Origin of the sequence: Brenneria roseae subsp. americana (genome assembly GCF_003115815.1) — a bacterium.
Classification (GTDB): Bacteria; Pseudomonadota; Gammaproteobacteria; order Enterobacterales; family Enterobacteriaceae; genus Brenneria; species Brenneria roseae.
Genome location: NZ_QDKJ01000007.1, coordinates 155,424 through 168,788, shown reverse-complemented (window position 1 = coordinate 168,788; position 13,365 = coordinate 155,424). Strand labels below are relative to the sequence as shown.

12 protein-coding genes are annotated in these 13,365 nt (G+C 53.1%); 10 read left to right on the top strand and 2 right to left on the bottom strand.

Annotated features, from left to right (window positions below):
* Nucleotides 1-5 precede the first annotated feature (5 nt).
* From srlB to gutQ, 5 genes are all read left to right on the top strand, one after another.
* On the top strand, nucleotides 6-368 hold the full coding sequence (srlB, locus tag B4923_RS10940) for a PTS glucitol/sorbitol transporter subunit IIA (protein ID WP_109054398.1): 363 nt from the start codon (nucleotides 6-8) through the stop codon (nucleotides 366-368).
* A 21-nt stretch (nucleotides 369-389) separates the two neighbouring features.
* A complete protein-coding gene (gene srlD / locus B4923_RS10935) occupies nucleotides 390-1,169 on the top strand; it encodes a sorbitol-6-phosphate dehydrogenase (protein WP_109054397.1) in 780 nt (259 codons plus the stop codon).
* Nucleotides 1,170-1,224: 55 nt separating this feature from the next.
* Entirely contained in the window at nucleotides 1,225-1,590 is a 366-nt protein-coding gene (gene gutM / locus B4923_RS10930) for a transcriptional regulator GutM (RefSeq protein ID WP_109054396.1), read from the top strand.
* A gap of 102 nt (nucleotides 1,591-1,692) precedes the next feature.
* Entirely contained in the window at nucleotides 1,693-2,466 is a 774-nt protein-coding gene (srlR, locus tag B4923_RS10925; protein WP_109054395.1) for a glucitol operon DNA-binding transcriptional repressor SrlR, read from the top strand.
* Complete coding sequence (gene gutQ / locus B4923_RS10920) at nucleotides 2,459-3,424, top strand: arabinose-5-phosphate isomerase GutQ (protein WP_109054394.1); 966 nt, start codon at nucleotides 2,459-2,461, stop codon at nucleotides 3,422-3,424. The genes srlR and gutQ overlap by 8 nt, the downstream gene beginning before the upstream one ends.
* 125 nt (nucleotides 3,425-3,549) lie before the next feature.
* Here gutQ and B4923_RS10915 read toward each other — a convergent pair whose 3' ends face one another.
* Nucleotides 3,550-4,899, bottom strand: a complete 1,350-nt coding sequence (locus B4923_RS10915; RefSeq protein WP_109054393.1) for a 2-hydroxycarboxylate transporter family protein — start codon at nucleotides 4,897-4,899, stop codon at nucleotides 3,550-3,552.
* Between the two features lie 1,153 nt (nucleotides 4,900-6,052).
* On the opposite strand from B4923_RS10915, the gene dppA reads away from it, so the two are divergent.
* From dppA to dppF, 5 genes are all read left to right on the top strand, one after another.
* Nucleotides 6,053-7,660 (top strand): dipeptide ABC transporter periplasmic-binding protein DppA, encoded by a 1,608-nt coding sequence (gene dppA / locus B4923_RS10910; RefSeq protein WP_109054392.1) that lies wholly within the window; start codon nucleotides 6,053-6,055, stop codon nucleotides 7,658-7,660.
* Between the two features lie 236 nt (nucleotides 7,661-7,896).
* A complete protein-coding gene (dppB, locus tag B4923_RS10905) occupies nucleotides 7,897-8,916 on the top strand; it encodes a dipeptide ABC transporter permease DppB (RefSeq protein WP_109054391.1) in 1,020 nt (339 codons plus the stop codon).
* 13 nt (nucleotides 8,917-8,929) lie between these two features.
* The gene (gene dppC / locus B4923_RS10900) at nucleotides 8,930-9,832 is read left to right on the top strand and encodes a dipeptide ABC transporter permease DppC (protein ID WP_109054390.1); all 903 of its coding nucleotides are present in this window, start codon (nucleotides 8,930-8,932) and stop codon (nucleotides 9,830-9,832) included.
* A gap of 13 nt (nucleotides 9,833-9,845) precedes the next feature.
* The gene (gene dppD / locus B4923_RS10895; protein ID WP_109054389.1) at nucleotides 9,846-10,826 is read left to right on the top strand and encodes a dipeptide ABC transporter ATP-binding protein; all 981 of its coding nucleotides are present in this window, start codon (nucleotides 9,846-9,848) and stop codon (nucleotides 10,824-10,826) included.
* A complete protein-coding gene (gene dppF / locus B4923_RS10890; protein ID WP_109054388.1) occupies nucleotides 10,823-11,839 on the top strand; it encodes a dipeptide ABC transporter ATP-binding subunit DppF in 1,017 nt (338 codons plus the stop codon). Before dppD ends, dppF begins: the two co-directional genes overlap by 4 nt.
* On the opposite strand, the gene pdxR is transcribed toward dppF, so the two are convergent.
* Nucleotides 11,836-13,332: a MocR-like pyridoxine biosynthesis transcription factor PdxR gene (gene pdxR / locus B4923_RS10885; protein WP_109054387.1), complete on the bottom strand. Its 1,497-nt coding sequence runs from the start codon at nucleotides 13,330-13,332 to the stop codon at nucleotides 11,836-11,838. The two genes, dppF and pdxR, sit on opposite strands and share 4 nt — an antisense overlap.
* Nucleotides 13,333-13,365 lie beyond the last annotated feature (33 nt).

Here is a 13,365-nt window from a genome sequence, read left to right as displayed (position 1 = left end):
TACGCATGAATACGATTTTTCAGACGGTTTTTACCCGGGTCGGAGATAACGCGCGCGAGTCGCTGATTGAAAACATGATGATTACCTTTCGCGAAGGTGCGCCGGCGGATATCGAAGCTTTCTGCTTTATCCACCGGCACGGCGAGATGAATGGCGAAGTGAGCGCCGGGAGCACGCTGAGGCTGGCTGACGCTGAGTACCCGATCACCGCGGTAGGCGGCGTGGCGACGCAGAACCTGCGGGAGCTGGGGCATATCACCATCCGGTTTGACGGCGCCGCCCAGGCGGAGTTTCCGGGCACCATCCACGTGGCGGGCGCGACGCCAAAAGATATTCCGGTAGGCAGTACGTTAACGATTTTGGCTTAAATTTTAGTTAGGAGTAGATATATGAAACAGGTTGCGGTCGTCATCGGTGGGGGACAGACTCTCGGTGCGTTCCTGTGTATGGGATTGGCTGAGGCGGGATATCGCGTGGCAGTGGCCGATTTGAACACGCGGCACGCCGATGAGGTGGCGGAGGAGATTAATGCGCGTTACGGCGCCGGCAGCGCCTGGGGTTTTGGCGCGGATGCAACGGATGAAGCGCAGGTCAGGCAGCTGGCGCAGGAAGTGGACGCGCATTTCGGTCAGGTTAATCTGCTGGTTTACAGCGCGGGCGTGGCGAAAGCGGCGCCGCTTACCCAGTTTCAACTCAATGATTTCGACCTGTCGTTGCAGGTCAACCTGGTCGGCTATTTTCTGTGCGCGCGCGAGTTCGCGAGCCTGATGATCCGCGACGGCATTGCCGGGCGCATCATTCAGATTAACTCCAAGTCCGGGAAAGTGGGCAGCAAACACAACTCCGGCTACAGCGCGGCCAAGTTCGGCGGCGTTGGGCTGACGCAGTCTATGGCGTTGGATCTGGCCGAGTACGGTATCACCGTGCACTCTTTGATGTTGGGTAATCTGTTGAAATCGCCGATGTTCCAGTCGCTAATTCCGCAGTATGCCGAAAAACTGGGTATCCGGCCGGAAGAGGTGGAAACGTACTACACCGACAAAGTACCGCTGAAGCGGGGGTGTGACTATCAGGATGTGCTGAACACGCTGCTGTATTACGCCAGCGATAAGGCGTCGTATTGTACCGGTCAGTCGATCAATATCACCGGCGGACAGGTGATGTTCTGAACAAACGGGCTTCTCTGAGCCGGAATGCCGGAGGAAGATCGTAACGGGAGGAGAGATGAATCCGGCATCGGTTTTGATTACGTGCGCCATCGGCGCCTGGGTATTGCAGATTGCTTTGGGGTGGTGGCAACTGCGTCGCTTTAATCAGGCGTTTGACGCGCTATGCAGCAATGGCGTGACGGTGGGAATTGGGCGCTCGACGGGCAGATTTAAGGCCAGAGTCGTGATGGCGCTGGCTTTTGACGAACAGGAGCGAGTGTGCGACGGGTTTATCATGCGCGGTTTCACGGTATTCGCCCGCCCGCAGCCGATGCCGGCGCTGATCGGCCTGAAGAGAACGCAACTGACGCCAAATGTGATCTTCCCGAAAGAGCTGGCATGTCAAATGGCGCTTTCATTAGCGATTAAACCGAAATCATGATATTTTCATTTTAAAAGAAACTTCCTTTCATTCTTTGGTTTTTATGCGGTTGTCGGTTTGTAAAGGAAGCGGTGAAAATAGCATATCGGGATAAATATCGTGATGAAACCTAAGCAGCGGCAGGCCGCCATTCTTGAGTATCTGCAAACTCACAGCAAAGCCTCGGTGGAAGCGTTGGTTAGCCGTTTTAATACTACCGGAACCACAATCCGGAAGGATTTAACGGTGCTGGAAGAGGAAGGCGCGGTTATCCGCACCTATGGCGGCGTGATGTTGAGCCGTGAGGAAGGCGATCAGCCAATCGATCGTAAAACCCACATCAATACGGCCAAAAAGAAGCAGATTGCCCGCGTGGCGGCAACTTTGATTGACGATGGCGACTCGCTGATCTTCGATGCGGGCAGCACGGTGCTGCAAATGGTGCCGTGGCTGGCGCAGTTCAACAATATTACGGTGATGACTAACAGCCTGAGTATTGTGAATGAGCTGGTTGAGCTGAATAACGACCAGACCATTCTGATGCCTGGCGGGACTTATCGTAAAAACTCCGCCTCTTTTCACGGCAGTCTGGCAGAGGCCGCCTTCTCGTATTTCAGTTTTGACAAGTTATTTATCGGCGCAGACGGTGTTGATATGAACGCCGGTGTGACCACGTTCAATGAGTTACACGCGGTTAGCCAGGCGATGTGCCGCGCCGCCAAGCAGCGGGTTTTGCTGGTAGACTCGTCCAAGTTTGGCCGTAAAAGTCCGAACGTGGTCTGTTCGCTGGAAGATGTGGATATCCTGATCACCGACAGCGATATCAGTCCGGATTATCTGCGCGCACTACGGGAAAAGGGGATTAATGTGATGCTGGTGGATAATGACGATGAATGAACGTTTGCTGGCCTTCGCGCGCGAGACGCTGGAAATTGAAATTGCGGAAGCCCAGCGTATGCTGACGCGTTTGGATGCGCGTTTCGCCGACGCTTGCCGCTTACTGTTGGCGTGCCGGGGTAAAGTGGTGGTGTCGGGAATTGGCAAGTCTGGGCATATCGGCAAGAAGATAGCCGCTTCGCTGGCTAGCACGGGCACGCCGGCATTTTTTGTGCACCCGGCGGAAGCGCTGCATGGCGATCTGGGCATGATCGGGGAAGACGATGTCGTCATCTTTATTTCTTACTCTGGCCGGGCGCAGGAACTGCATACGCTGCTGCCGCTGTTGAATGAGCGTCGTATCCCGATCATCGCGCTGACGGGTAATGCGGCGTCTCCTCTGGGGCAGGCCGCTACCTGCGTATTGGATATCAGCGTTACGCGCGAGGCGTGTCCTATGGGATTGGCGCCGACGGCAAGCGGAGTCAACACGCTGATGATGGGTGATGCGCTGGCGATGGCGGCGATGCGCTACCGCGGATTCAGCACCGAACAGTTCGCCCGCTCGCACCCCGGCGGAAGTCTGGGCGCACGGTTGCTTAACCGTGTGCATCACCTGATGCGCACCGGCGATCGGTTGCCCAAAATTGGCCAGCAAGGTTCGGTGATGGAAGCAATGCTGGAACTGAGCCGTACCGGTATGGGCCTGATTGTCGTGTGCGATGATGATAGCCGGGTTAGCGGCGTGTTTACCGATGGCGATTTACGCCGCTGGCTGGTGAAAGGCAATGGGCTGGATGCGCCGGTAACACAGGCGATGACCCGGCCGGGTTATCAACTCTCGGCCGACTGGCGCGCGGGTTCTGCGCTGGATGCGCTGCATCAGCAACATATTTCCGCCGCGCCGGTGGTGGACAGCGAAGGCCGTCTGGTGGGGGCGATTAATCTGCACGATCTGCATCTGGCGGGCGTGGGCTAAGCGATCCGCCGGAATGGCGGTCGGCCATATCACGAGAAAGCAGATCGCCGCGGAGAGAGAAAGTAAAAATGCCAGTCGTCAACGTGACCGACTGGCATTGATTGTCGCGTCAGGCGCTGATTGAATTACATCAACCACCCCAGCAGCAGTGTCGCGCCAATCACCGTTGATGCTCCACCGATACGGGTCGCGATCTGTGCGAACGGCATCAGCGACATACGGTTGGATGCTGACAGAATCGCCACATCACCGGTTCCGCCCAGTCCGCTGTGGCAGGTCGTTACGATGGATGCTTCAATTGGATACATATTCAGGCGTGGCGCGATCAGGAAGCTGACCAGAGCCATAGACAATACGACCGAACCACAAACGATCACATAGCCGACCGAGAACACGGAAACCACGCTTTCCAACGGGATATACAGCATACCCAAGCCGATCATCAGCGGCCACACCAGTGAGCTGGAAACAAATTTGTAAACGCTGTGCGCGCCGGTTTCCATGATGGCGGGAATAACGCGGCCATATTTGCAAAATACGGCAATCAGAATCATCAGTACCGGTCCTGGAATATGAACCACATGTTCAAGCAGCCCGCCAATGATAAAGAAAGCGCAGATCATCAGCAGCCCGCCACCCATCAAATGGAAATCCACCGGTTTGGGCGCTTCGTTGGTGACGAACAACGCGTTGTCTTCATCGCTGCGCACCAGGCGGCCTTCACCGGTCAGATCTTTACGGCGCATTCCCAGACGAGACAGAATCCCCGCGCACAGAATAGCGAAGATATTACCGACCACGGCCGCCGGGGCGAGCTGTGCGACATAGACATCCGGGCTTTGACCCAGGATCGCCGAATAGGCTAATGACAGAGGCAGAATGCCTTCACCGATACCACCGCCGATAATCGGTACGATAATGAAGAAGAAGGTGTGGTATAGGCTGTAGCCGCACAGTTTGCCAACCAGCAAGCCGGTAGCCAATGCGGTTACGGTACCGATCACCAGCGGAACGAACATCCGGATCATGCCCTGAATCAGGATCTTGCGGTTCATACCAAGAATACTGCCGACCACCAGACAGGCGATGACGAAGTAAAGGAAATTCGCCTCTTTCATCAGCAGGTGCACGGTCTTCATGGTGTTTTCATTGAAGAGATCAAAATACACCATCACGGACGGCACCATCAGGCAAAGAATTGCCGGACCGCCAATATCTTTAAATACCGGAATATTATGTCCGATGTGCGCCAGTAAAAAACCCATCGTCATGATAATGGCGAAACCGCCAATCATATTTTTAGGCAGAAAGCCCTCGTAGGCGGAGATAGTAACAATAGCCGCAATGGCAATAAAAAGGAGGACAGGGACAGAGCCTATTTTCTTTCTGAAAAGAATATCCATGAATGAGGTGGAGATCGGTGAATCTATGGCGATATTGTTATCACATAGAATATCAGTTTCGGTTTTTTTCATTGTGTTCACCCTGCTATGACAGTAGGTACAGGAAAACCTGTGCATTATTTTCTAAAAGTAAGAAATTCCATTTTTTTGTTCTTTATCAATAAATAATAAAAAACTAAAAATGATAGGGGGTTATTTCAGTGCGTATTTTTATTAGCCGGTAATCTAGCATGGGGGAATGTTAAAAATAATATGTTATTTCATGATTTGTGAAGTTATCAGCAACTCCATTTTAAATAACTTATATTCTTTTTTCGTAATTAAATTAATTTTCAGATGATGGAAATGAAGAATTTTGGCGGGGAGGTACAAACTGGAATAAGTTAAAAATGCCATTTTTTGCGAATAAGTAAATACACAAATTGATTATTAGTGATAATAATTTCATAACTAAAAATTTAATTTGTTTTTAGTGTTAATTAGATGAATAAGTGCATATGAATTTTTCATGTATTACTTCGGATACTCATGTCATGCGACACCAACATCTATCGATGCCAAACTCGCCTCTGTAGCCGCCCCGGCTTGAGCAAACGGCGTGCTTCCACATCTTCGCTCCGCCACATGATCCTGTCGCGGATCGGAAGCCGTACCGATGGTCTATAACTTGTCATAAAGTTTTTTTATGAAGCGTAGATAGTCATATTCCTGCTTATAATGGACCAAATCAATATCAGTTTTGCTTATTAGAAGGCAGGATTTTCACCTGCCGTTAACCTTGTTAACAAAAAATAGTGCTCATATCTTGGACATACAAGTAGGTTTTACTATAGTTTTTTTAATGGTGATAATTTCTTTTTGTATGCGGATTAATGGTTTTTTAACCTGATTTAACGGATTAAACCGAGATATAAATAGTGGTTTTATTCTAAAAGCTGAATTTTATTTTTCGAAATGATAAGGGATGGGATTGTAAATCCCCACTGCTTATATTGACGTCTCTTTGATCTGTTGACAAATTGAGGACGTCACTTAAAGGGGAAACTGCGGATTGTATGAAAAATACGACGTACAGGCGTTCGTGAGTTTTGTGCACGCTGTAGCAAGCACGTCTCCTCAATCATTTTGATTTATGCCTTCGGGCAACAGGGTACGGACCGGGGCATTTAAAAATACAGGTCTGGCCGAATGAACACACAACATCACCCACATTGGAGCACAAGTAATGGCAAATTCCCTGGCTAAATCAAGGGTACTGAAACTCGGCCTGGGTCTGCTGGCAATGTCTGTCGCAGCAGGTCTGCAGGCAAAAACTCTCGTTTATTGTTCAGAAGGCTCTCCAGAAGGATTCAACCCTCAGCTGTTTACCTCCGGCACCACGTTTGATGCCAGTTCCATTCCTATCTATAACCGTCTGATTGAATTTAAAGACGGCACCACCGATATTGAACCGGGTCTGGCAGAGAAATGGGATGTCAGCGACGATGGGAAAACGTACACTTTCCATCTGCGTAAGGGCGTGAAGTGGCAAGGGAATAAAGATTTTAAACCTTCCCGCGAGTTCAATGCCGACGACGTGATTTTCTCCTTTATGCGTCAGCAGGATGCCAACCACCCATACCATAAAGTTTCTGGCGGCAGCTATGAATACTATCAGGGAATGGGGATGCTGGAACTGATCGGTAAAATTGAAAAAGTGGATGATTATACCGTTCGCTTTGAGCTGACCCGCCCTGAAGCGCCGTTCCTGGCTGATCTGGCGATGGATTTTGCTTCCATCATGTCGTCTGAATATGGCGATAATATGCTGAAAGCGGGTACGCCGGAAAAAATCGACCTGAACCCAATCGGTACGGGTCCGTTCCAACTGCAACAGTATCAGAAAGACTCCCGTATTCTGTACAGCGCCTTTGACGGTTTCTGGGGAAGCAAACCGGGTATTGACCGTCTGGTCTTCTCCATCACCCCGGATGCTTCCGTGCGTTACGCCAAGTTGCAGAAAAACGAATGCCAGGTGATGCCGTATCCGAACCCGGCCGATCTGGCGCGCATGAAAGAAGACAAGAACATTACGTTACTGGAAAAACCGGGTCTGAACGTCGGCTATCTGGCCTACAACGTTGAGAAAAAACCGCTGGATAACGTGAAAGTTCGTCAGGCGCTGAACTATGCGGTCAACAAATCCGCCATCATCGAAGCGGTTTATCAGGGCGCAGGGCAAGCGGCGAAGAACCTGATTCCGCCGACCATGTGGGGCTATAACGACGACGTTACAGACTACGCTTACGATCCGGAAAAAGCCAAAGCCCTGCTGAAAGAAGCGGGCGTGCCAGACGGTTTCTCCATCGACCTGTGGGCGATGCCGGTACAGCGCCCTTACAACCCCAATGCCCGCCGTATGGCTGAAATGATCCAGTCTGACTGGGCGAAAGTGGGTGTTCAGGCCAAAATCGTGACCTACGAATGGGGCGAATACCTCAAGCGTGCCAAAGACGGCGAGCACCAGACCGTATTGATGGGCTGGACTGGCGACAACGGGGACCCGGATAACTTCTTCGCCACGCTGTTCAGCTGTGATGCTGCCAAGCAGGGTTCCAACTACTCCAAGTGGTGCTACCAGCCGTTTGAAGATCTGATTCAGCCTGCTCGTTCTGTTTCCGATCATGAAAAACGTATTGAGCTGTACAAACAGGCTCAGGTTGTGATGCACGATCAGGCGCCGGCGCTGATTGTTGCGCACTCCACGGTGTACGAACCGATACGTAAAAACGTCAAAGGCTATGTGGTTCAACCACGCGGTGTGCACAGTTTCAACAACGTCACACTGGATTAATTCAGCCACTGATTTTTCATGGACATTGAAAACCCCGACCTTGCGGTTGCTCGTTAGAGGAACCGTGGAGGCGGGGTTTCTTGCCCGTTAAATGTTATGGCGGGCTTGCTGCCCGTCACCCTGCGGGCCGTCGTACACGACGTTAAAAATCGCGCCTGGCGATTTTTTAGCGGTGAGCAATGATAAGCCCGGTCGCCAATGAGCAATCGGGCACACTTATACAGAGAGTTCGGGATATGTTGCAGTTCATACTCCGGCGTTTGGGGCTGGTTATCCCAACGTTTATTGGTATTACCCTACTGACCTTTGCTTTTGTGCACATGATACCGGGTGACCCGGTGATGATCATGGCGGGTGAGCGTGGCATTTCCGCCGAGCGCCATGCACAGCTGTTGGCCGAAATGGGGTTGGATAAGCCGATGTGGCAGCAATATCTCCATTATATTGGCGGTGTGTTGCAAGGCGATCTGGGGATTTCCCTCAAGAGCCGTATTTCTGTCTGGGAAGAGTTCGTTCCTCGTTTTAAAGCGACGCTGGAACTGGGAACCTGTGCGATGATTTTCGCCGTCATCGTCGGGATCCCTGTCGGTGTACTGGCGGCGGTAAAACGCGGTTCAATTTTCGATCACACCTCCGTTGGGCTGGCGCTGGCCGGCTATTCCATGCCCATTTTCTGGTGGGGCATGATGTTGATCATGCTGGTTTCCGTCCATCTTAATCTGACGCCCGTATCGGGACGCATCAGCGATATCGTTTTCCTTGATGAAAGTATGCCGCTTACCGGATTCATGCTTATCGATACCTTGTTCTGGGGCGAACCCGGGGATTTTATTGATGCCGTTGAGCACATGATCCTGCCGGCCGTGGTACTGGGTACGATCCCGCTGGCGGTGATTGTGCGCATGACGCGCTCGGCCATGCTGGAAGTGCTGGGAGAAGACTACATTCGTACTGCGCGCGCCAAAGGGTTAAGCCGGCTGCGCGTTATTGTGGTACATGCGCTGCGCAACGCCATGTTGCCGGTGGTCACGGTGATTGGTTTGCAAGTCGGCACCATGCTGGCCGGCGCGATATTGACGGAAACGATTTTTTCCTGGCCGGGGCTGGGCCGCTGGTTGATCGATGCCTTGCAGCGTCGTGACTATCCGGTGGTGCAGGGGGGCGTTCTGCTGGTGGCCACCATGATCATTATGGTTAACCTGCTGGTGGATGTGCTCTACGGCGTGGTTAACCCACGCATCCGTCACAAGAAATAAGGGGAAGGCTGAGATGACACAAGTCACTGAACCTGTTGTAAATAGTGCGCCTAAGCCAATGACCCCGGTGCAGGAATTCTGGCACTATTTCAAACGTAATAAAGGGGCGGTAGTCGGCATGGTTTATGTCGGGCTGATGCTGATTATTGCCGTCGGCGCCAATGTACTGGCGCCGCATGCGCCTGCCGAGCAGTTCCGTGAGGCCTTATTGCATCCACCCGTCTGGCAGGAGGGCGGAAGCTGGCAGTTTATTCTGGGCACGGATGACGTCGGTCGTGACGTCTTATCCCGCCTGATGCACGGCGCGCGCCTGTCGCTGCTGGTGGGGTGTCTGGTGGTGGTGCTTTCGCTGGTGCTGGGCGTGATCTTCGGTTTGCTGGCCGGGTATTTCGGCGGGGTGGTGGATGCCATTATCATGCGTATCGTTGATATCATGCTGGCGCTGCCAAGTCTGCTGTTGGCGCTGGTGCTGGTTGCGGTATTCGGACCGTCGATTGTGAATGCTTCACTGGCGCTGACTTTTGTCGCCTTGCCGCACTATGTCCGTCTGACCCGTGCGGCGGTACTGGTGGAGGTCAACCGCGATTACGTCACGGCTTCACGCGTAGCGGGCGCAGGGGCGCTCCGCCAGATGTTCGTCAACATTTTCCCCAATTGCCTGGCGCCTTTGATTGTGCAGGCGTCTCTTGGTTTTTCTAACGCCATTCTTGATATGGCTGCTTTGGGTTTCCTCGGTATGGGCGCACAGCCGCCAACGCCGGAGTGGGGCACCATGCTGTCCGACGTTTTGCAGTTTGCGCAAAGCGCCTGGTGGGTGGTGACGTTCCCTGGTCTGGCAATTTTGCTGACGGTGTTGGCATTTAACCTGATGGGGGACGGCTTGCGTGATGCTCTCGACCCCAAACTCAAGCAGTAACAGAGGTAGAGAGATGGCGTTACTCAATGTAGATAAACTGTCGGTTCACTTTGGTGACGAGGACCTCCCGTTTCGCGCGGTCGATCGTATCAGCTACCAGGTCGAACAGGGCCAGGTTGTCGGGATTGTCGGTGAATCCGGCTCCGGTAAATCGGTTAGCTCGCTGGCGATTATGGGATTGATTGATTATCCCGGCAAAGTCATGGCTGACAAGCTGGAATTCAACCAGCGTGATTTAAAGAAAATTTCCGAGAAAGAACGGCGTCAGCTGGTCGGTTCTGAAGTCGCGATGATCTTTCAGGACCCGATGACCAGTCTGAATCCCTGCTACACCGTGGGTTTCCAGATTATGGAAGCGGTCAAAGCGCATCAGGGCGGTAATCGCAAGACCCGTCGTCAGAGGGCTATCGATCTGCTGACGTTGGTCGGGATCCCCGATCCGGCTTCACGTCTGGATGTTTATCCGCACCAGCTTTCCGGCGGGATGAGCCAGCGTGTGATGATTGCCATGGCGATCGCCTGTCGGCCGAAGCTGTTGATTGCAGATGAACCGACCACGGCGCTGGATGTGACGATTCAGGCGCAGATCATTGAACTGCTGCTGGAATTGCAACAGCGTGAAAACATGGCGCTGATTCTGATTACGCACGATCTGGCCCTGGTGGCAGAAGCCGCGCAACACATTATTGTGATGTATGCCGGTCAGGTGGTGGAATCGGGCAAAGCGTCGGATATTTTCCGTGCGCCGCGCCATCCGTATACGCAGGCATTGCTACGCGCCCTGCCGGAATTTGCTGCGGACAAATCACGATTGGCGTCGTTGTCGGGCGTGGTGCCGGGGAAATATGACCGTCCGAACGGCTGTCTGTTGAATCCGCGTTGTCCCTATGCCCATGACCGTTGCCGTCAGGAAGAGCCTGAACTGCGTGATATTCCTGGTCGTCAGGTGAAATGTCATACACCGCTGGATGATGCGGGGAGGCCGAGCATATGAGCCAACATAGCATAATATCGCAGCCGCACTTGTTGCATGCGATTGATTTGAAAAAGCATTATCCGGTGAAGACCGGTTTCTTCGCCCCGGAGCGTCTGGTGAAAGCGCTGGATGGCGTGTCATTTACGCTGGAGCGCGGTAAAACGCTGGCGGTGGTTGGGGAATCCGGCTGCGGCAAGTCCACGCTGGGACGCTTGCTGACCATGATCGAAATCCCTTCGGGCGGAGAGCTTTACTATCAGGGACAGGATCTGTTGAAGCCGGATCAAACGGCGGAGAAGCTGCGTCGTCAGAAGATCCAGATCGTGTTTCAGAATCCCTATGGATCGCTTAATCCGCGGAAGAAAGTCGGGCAGATCCTGGAAGAACCGTTGCTGATCAATACCGGACTGTCAAAAGCCGAGCGCCGTGAAAAGGCGTTGGCAATGATGGCGAAGGTCGGGTTGAAAACGGAGCATTATGACCGTTACCCGCATATGTTTTCCGGTGGTCAACGTCAGCGTATTGCGATTGCCCGCGGGCTGATGCTGGACCCGGATGTCGTGATTGCCGATGAACCGGTGTCCGCGCTGGATGTGTCGGTGCGCGCTCAGGTGTTAAACCTGATGATGGATCTACAGCAGGATATGGGGCTGTCCTACGTGTTCATCTCTCACGATCTGTCGGTGGTGGAGCATATCGCCGATGAAGTGATGGTGATGTATCTGGGACGCTGTGTGGAGCAGGGCAGCAAAGACGCCATCTTCAACAATCCCCGTCATCCGTATACGCAGGCGCTGCTGTCGGCGACGCCAAGGCTGAATCCGGATTTACGGCGCGAGCGCATCAAGCTGACAGGTGAACTGCCCAGCCCGCTGAATCCACCGCCGGGTTGTGCGTTTAACGCCCGTTGTCAGCGCTGTTTCAGTACCTGTACTCAGTTCCAGCCTCAGTTGAAGCTCTACGGCGAACAGAAAGTCGCGTGCTTCGCGGTCGATCAGGACGAACAGGAGAGTCAAGTCAGGATTCCCTAGCGACGATGGGCCGACCGGGTATGGTGAAAGGCCTCCGCCAGACGGGCAATACCGGGTTCAATCTGTTCGGTCTTGATGGCATGGAAGCCCAGCCGGAAAAAGTTTTCCGGTGGATGCCCGTCGAGAAAGCGATCCTGACCAGGTTCGATGAGTACGCCGGCATGGGCTGCGCGCCATGCCAGCTGCTGTGTATTGACGGTCGCGGGCGTTTGCAGCCAGAACGCGTTGGCGGGGCCGCTGCCGGGAAGACGGGTACACTCGGGAAGATAGGTATTCAGCGCATCGTTGAGGATATTCCAGCGTCTGGCGGAATCTTCGCGATAGCGATGCAGGTAAGTTTCATAATAACCCTGTGCCAGAAAGTGAGCCATCTGGTACTGGATATTGGCGGGCGGATGACGATAGGACAGACGACGGAGCGCCCGCAGTTCATCAATCAGTTCAGATGGAGCAACCAGATAACCCAGACGCAGGCCGGGCGACAGCGATTTCGACAGGCTGCTGACGTAGATGACCCGATTATGGATATCACAGGCTTTCAACGCGGCTTTGGGGTAGGGATCAAAGCTGCTTTCAGAATCGTAATCATCTTCAATGATGATTTGGTCGTGTTGACAGGCGTGTTCAAGCAGCTCGGTACGGCGGGCGTTGCTCATACTGATGCCGGTTGGCGCCTGATGACTGGGCGTGACATAGAAATAGTCGCAGGTACGCGAGGCTTCGGTCAGCTGGATGCCTTCGCTGTCCAGCGCGTGAGGAATAATATGGGCATCCTGCAATGAGAAGGTATTAATGGCTTCGCGGAAGACCGGATTTTCGACGCCGATGCGGGAGTTTTTGTTGAACAGCAAACGGGCGAGCAGGTAGAGCGCGTTCTGTGAACCCAGGGTGATAAGGATTTCATCGCCTCGGGCGATGATGCCGCGTTTGGGGAGAATACGCTTGCGCACCTGTTCAACCAGCAGCGTGACATCCTGATCGATATTGTCGTATAGCCAACCGTGGTCATGATGGGTTCCTGTGACCTTACGCGTTGTCTCACGCCATTGTTCCAGCGGGAATAGCTGCGTATTGGGCTGACCATAAATAAAGGGATAAGGGTAATCCATCCACTGCGCGGGTTTCATGGCGGTGAGGTAGTTACTGGGGCAAATGTTGAATCGCTTGCCCCATTCCGGTGCCCGCGGCGCCATTTCCGCTGGCGGCCTGTTGTTCGGCATCTCGGGAAAGATATCGGTGTGATGATAGTTTGGGTGCAGGTAATACCCGCTGCGTGGGCGGCTGACCAGATAGCCGTCATTGAGCAGGCCTTCGTAAACCAGCGCTACGGTGTTGCGCGAAATATTCAACTGGCACGATAATTTACGGCATGAGGGCAACGGTTCGTTAATAGGAAAAATACCGGCGAGAATAGAAGTAACCAGCGTTTCCCGTAGTTGTTCCTGCAAGCTTCTGGTCGAAACAAAATCGATATGCAGACAGTGGTCAATCATTTCCCGCTCCCCAGAAATTAACAACGTCTATCG

Coding starts and splice junctions, on each gene's coding strand:
- srlB (WP_109054398.1), top strand. CDS start 6: ATGAATACGATTTTTCAGACGGTTTTTACCCGGGTCGGAGATAACGCG.
- srlD (WP_109054397.1), top strand. CDS start 390: ATGAAACAGGTTGCGGTCGTCATCGGTGGGGGACAGACTCTCGGTGCG.
- gutM (WP_109054396.1), top strand. CDS start 1,225: ATGAATCCGGCATCGGTTTTGATTACGTGCGCCATCGGCGCCTGGGTA.
- srlR (WP_109054395.1), top strand. CDS start 1,693: ATGAAACCTAAGCAGCGGCAGGCCGCCATTCTTGAGTATCTGCAAACT.
- gutQ (WP_109054394.1), top strand. CDS start 2,459: ATGAATGAACGTTTGCTGGCCTTCGCGCGCGAGACGCTGGAAATTGAA.
- B4923_RS10915 (WP_109054393.1), bottom strand. CDS start 4,899: ATGAAAAAAACCGAAACTGATATTCTATGTGATAACAATATCGCCATA.
- dppA (WP_109054392.1), top strand. CDS start 6,053: ATGGCAAATTCCCTGGCTAAATCAAGGGTACTGAAACTCGGCCTGGGT.
- dppB (WP_109054391.1), top strand. CDS start 7,897: ATGTTGCAGTTCATACTCCGGCGTTTGGGGCTGGTTATCCCAACGTTT.
- dppC (WP_109054390.1), top strand. CDS start 8,930: ATGACACAAGTCACTGAACCTGTTGTAAATAGTGCGCCTAAGCCAATG.
- dppD (WP_109054389.1), top strand. CDS start 9,846: ATGGCGTTACTCAATGTAGATAAACTGTCGGTTCACTTTGGTGACGAG.
- dppF (WP_109054388.1), top strand. CDS start 10,823: ATGAGCCAACATAGCATAATATCGCAGCCGCACTTGTTGCATGCGATT.
- pdxR (WP_109054387.1), bottom strand. CDS start 13,332: ATGATTGACCACTGTCTGCATATCGATTTTGTTTCGACCAGAAGCTTG.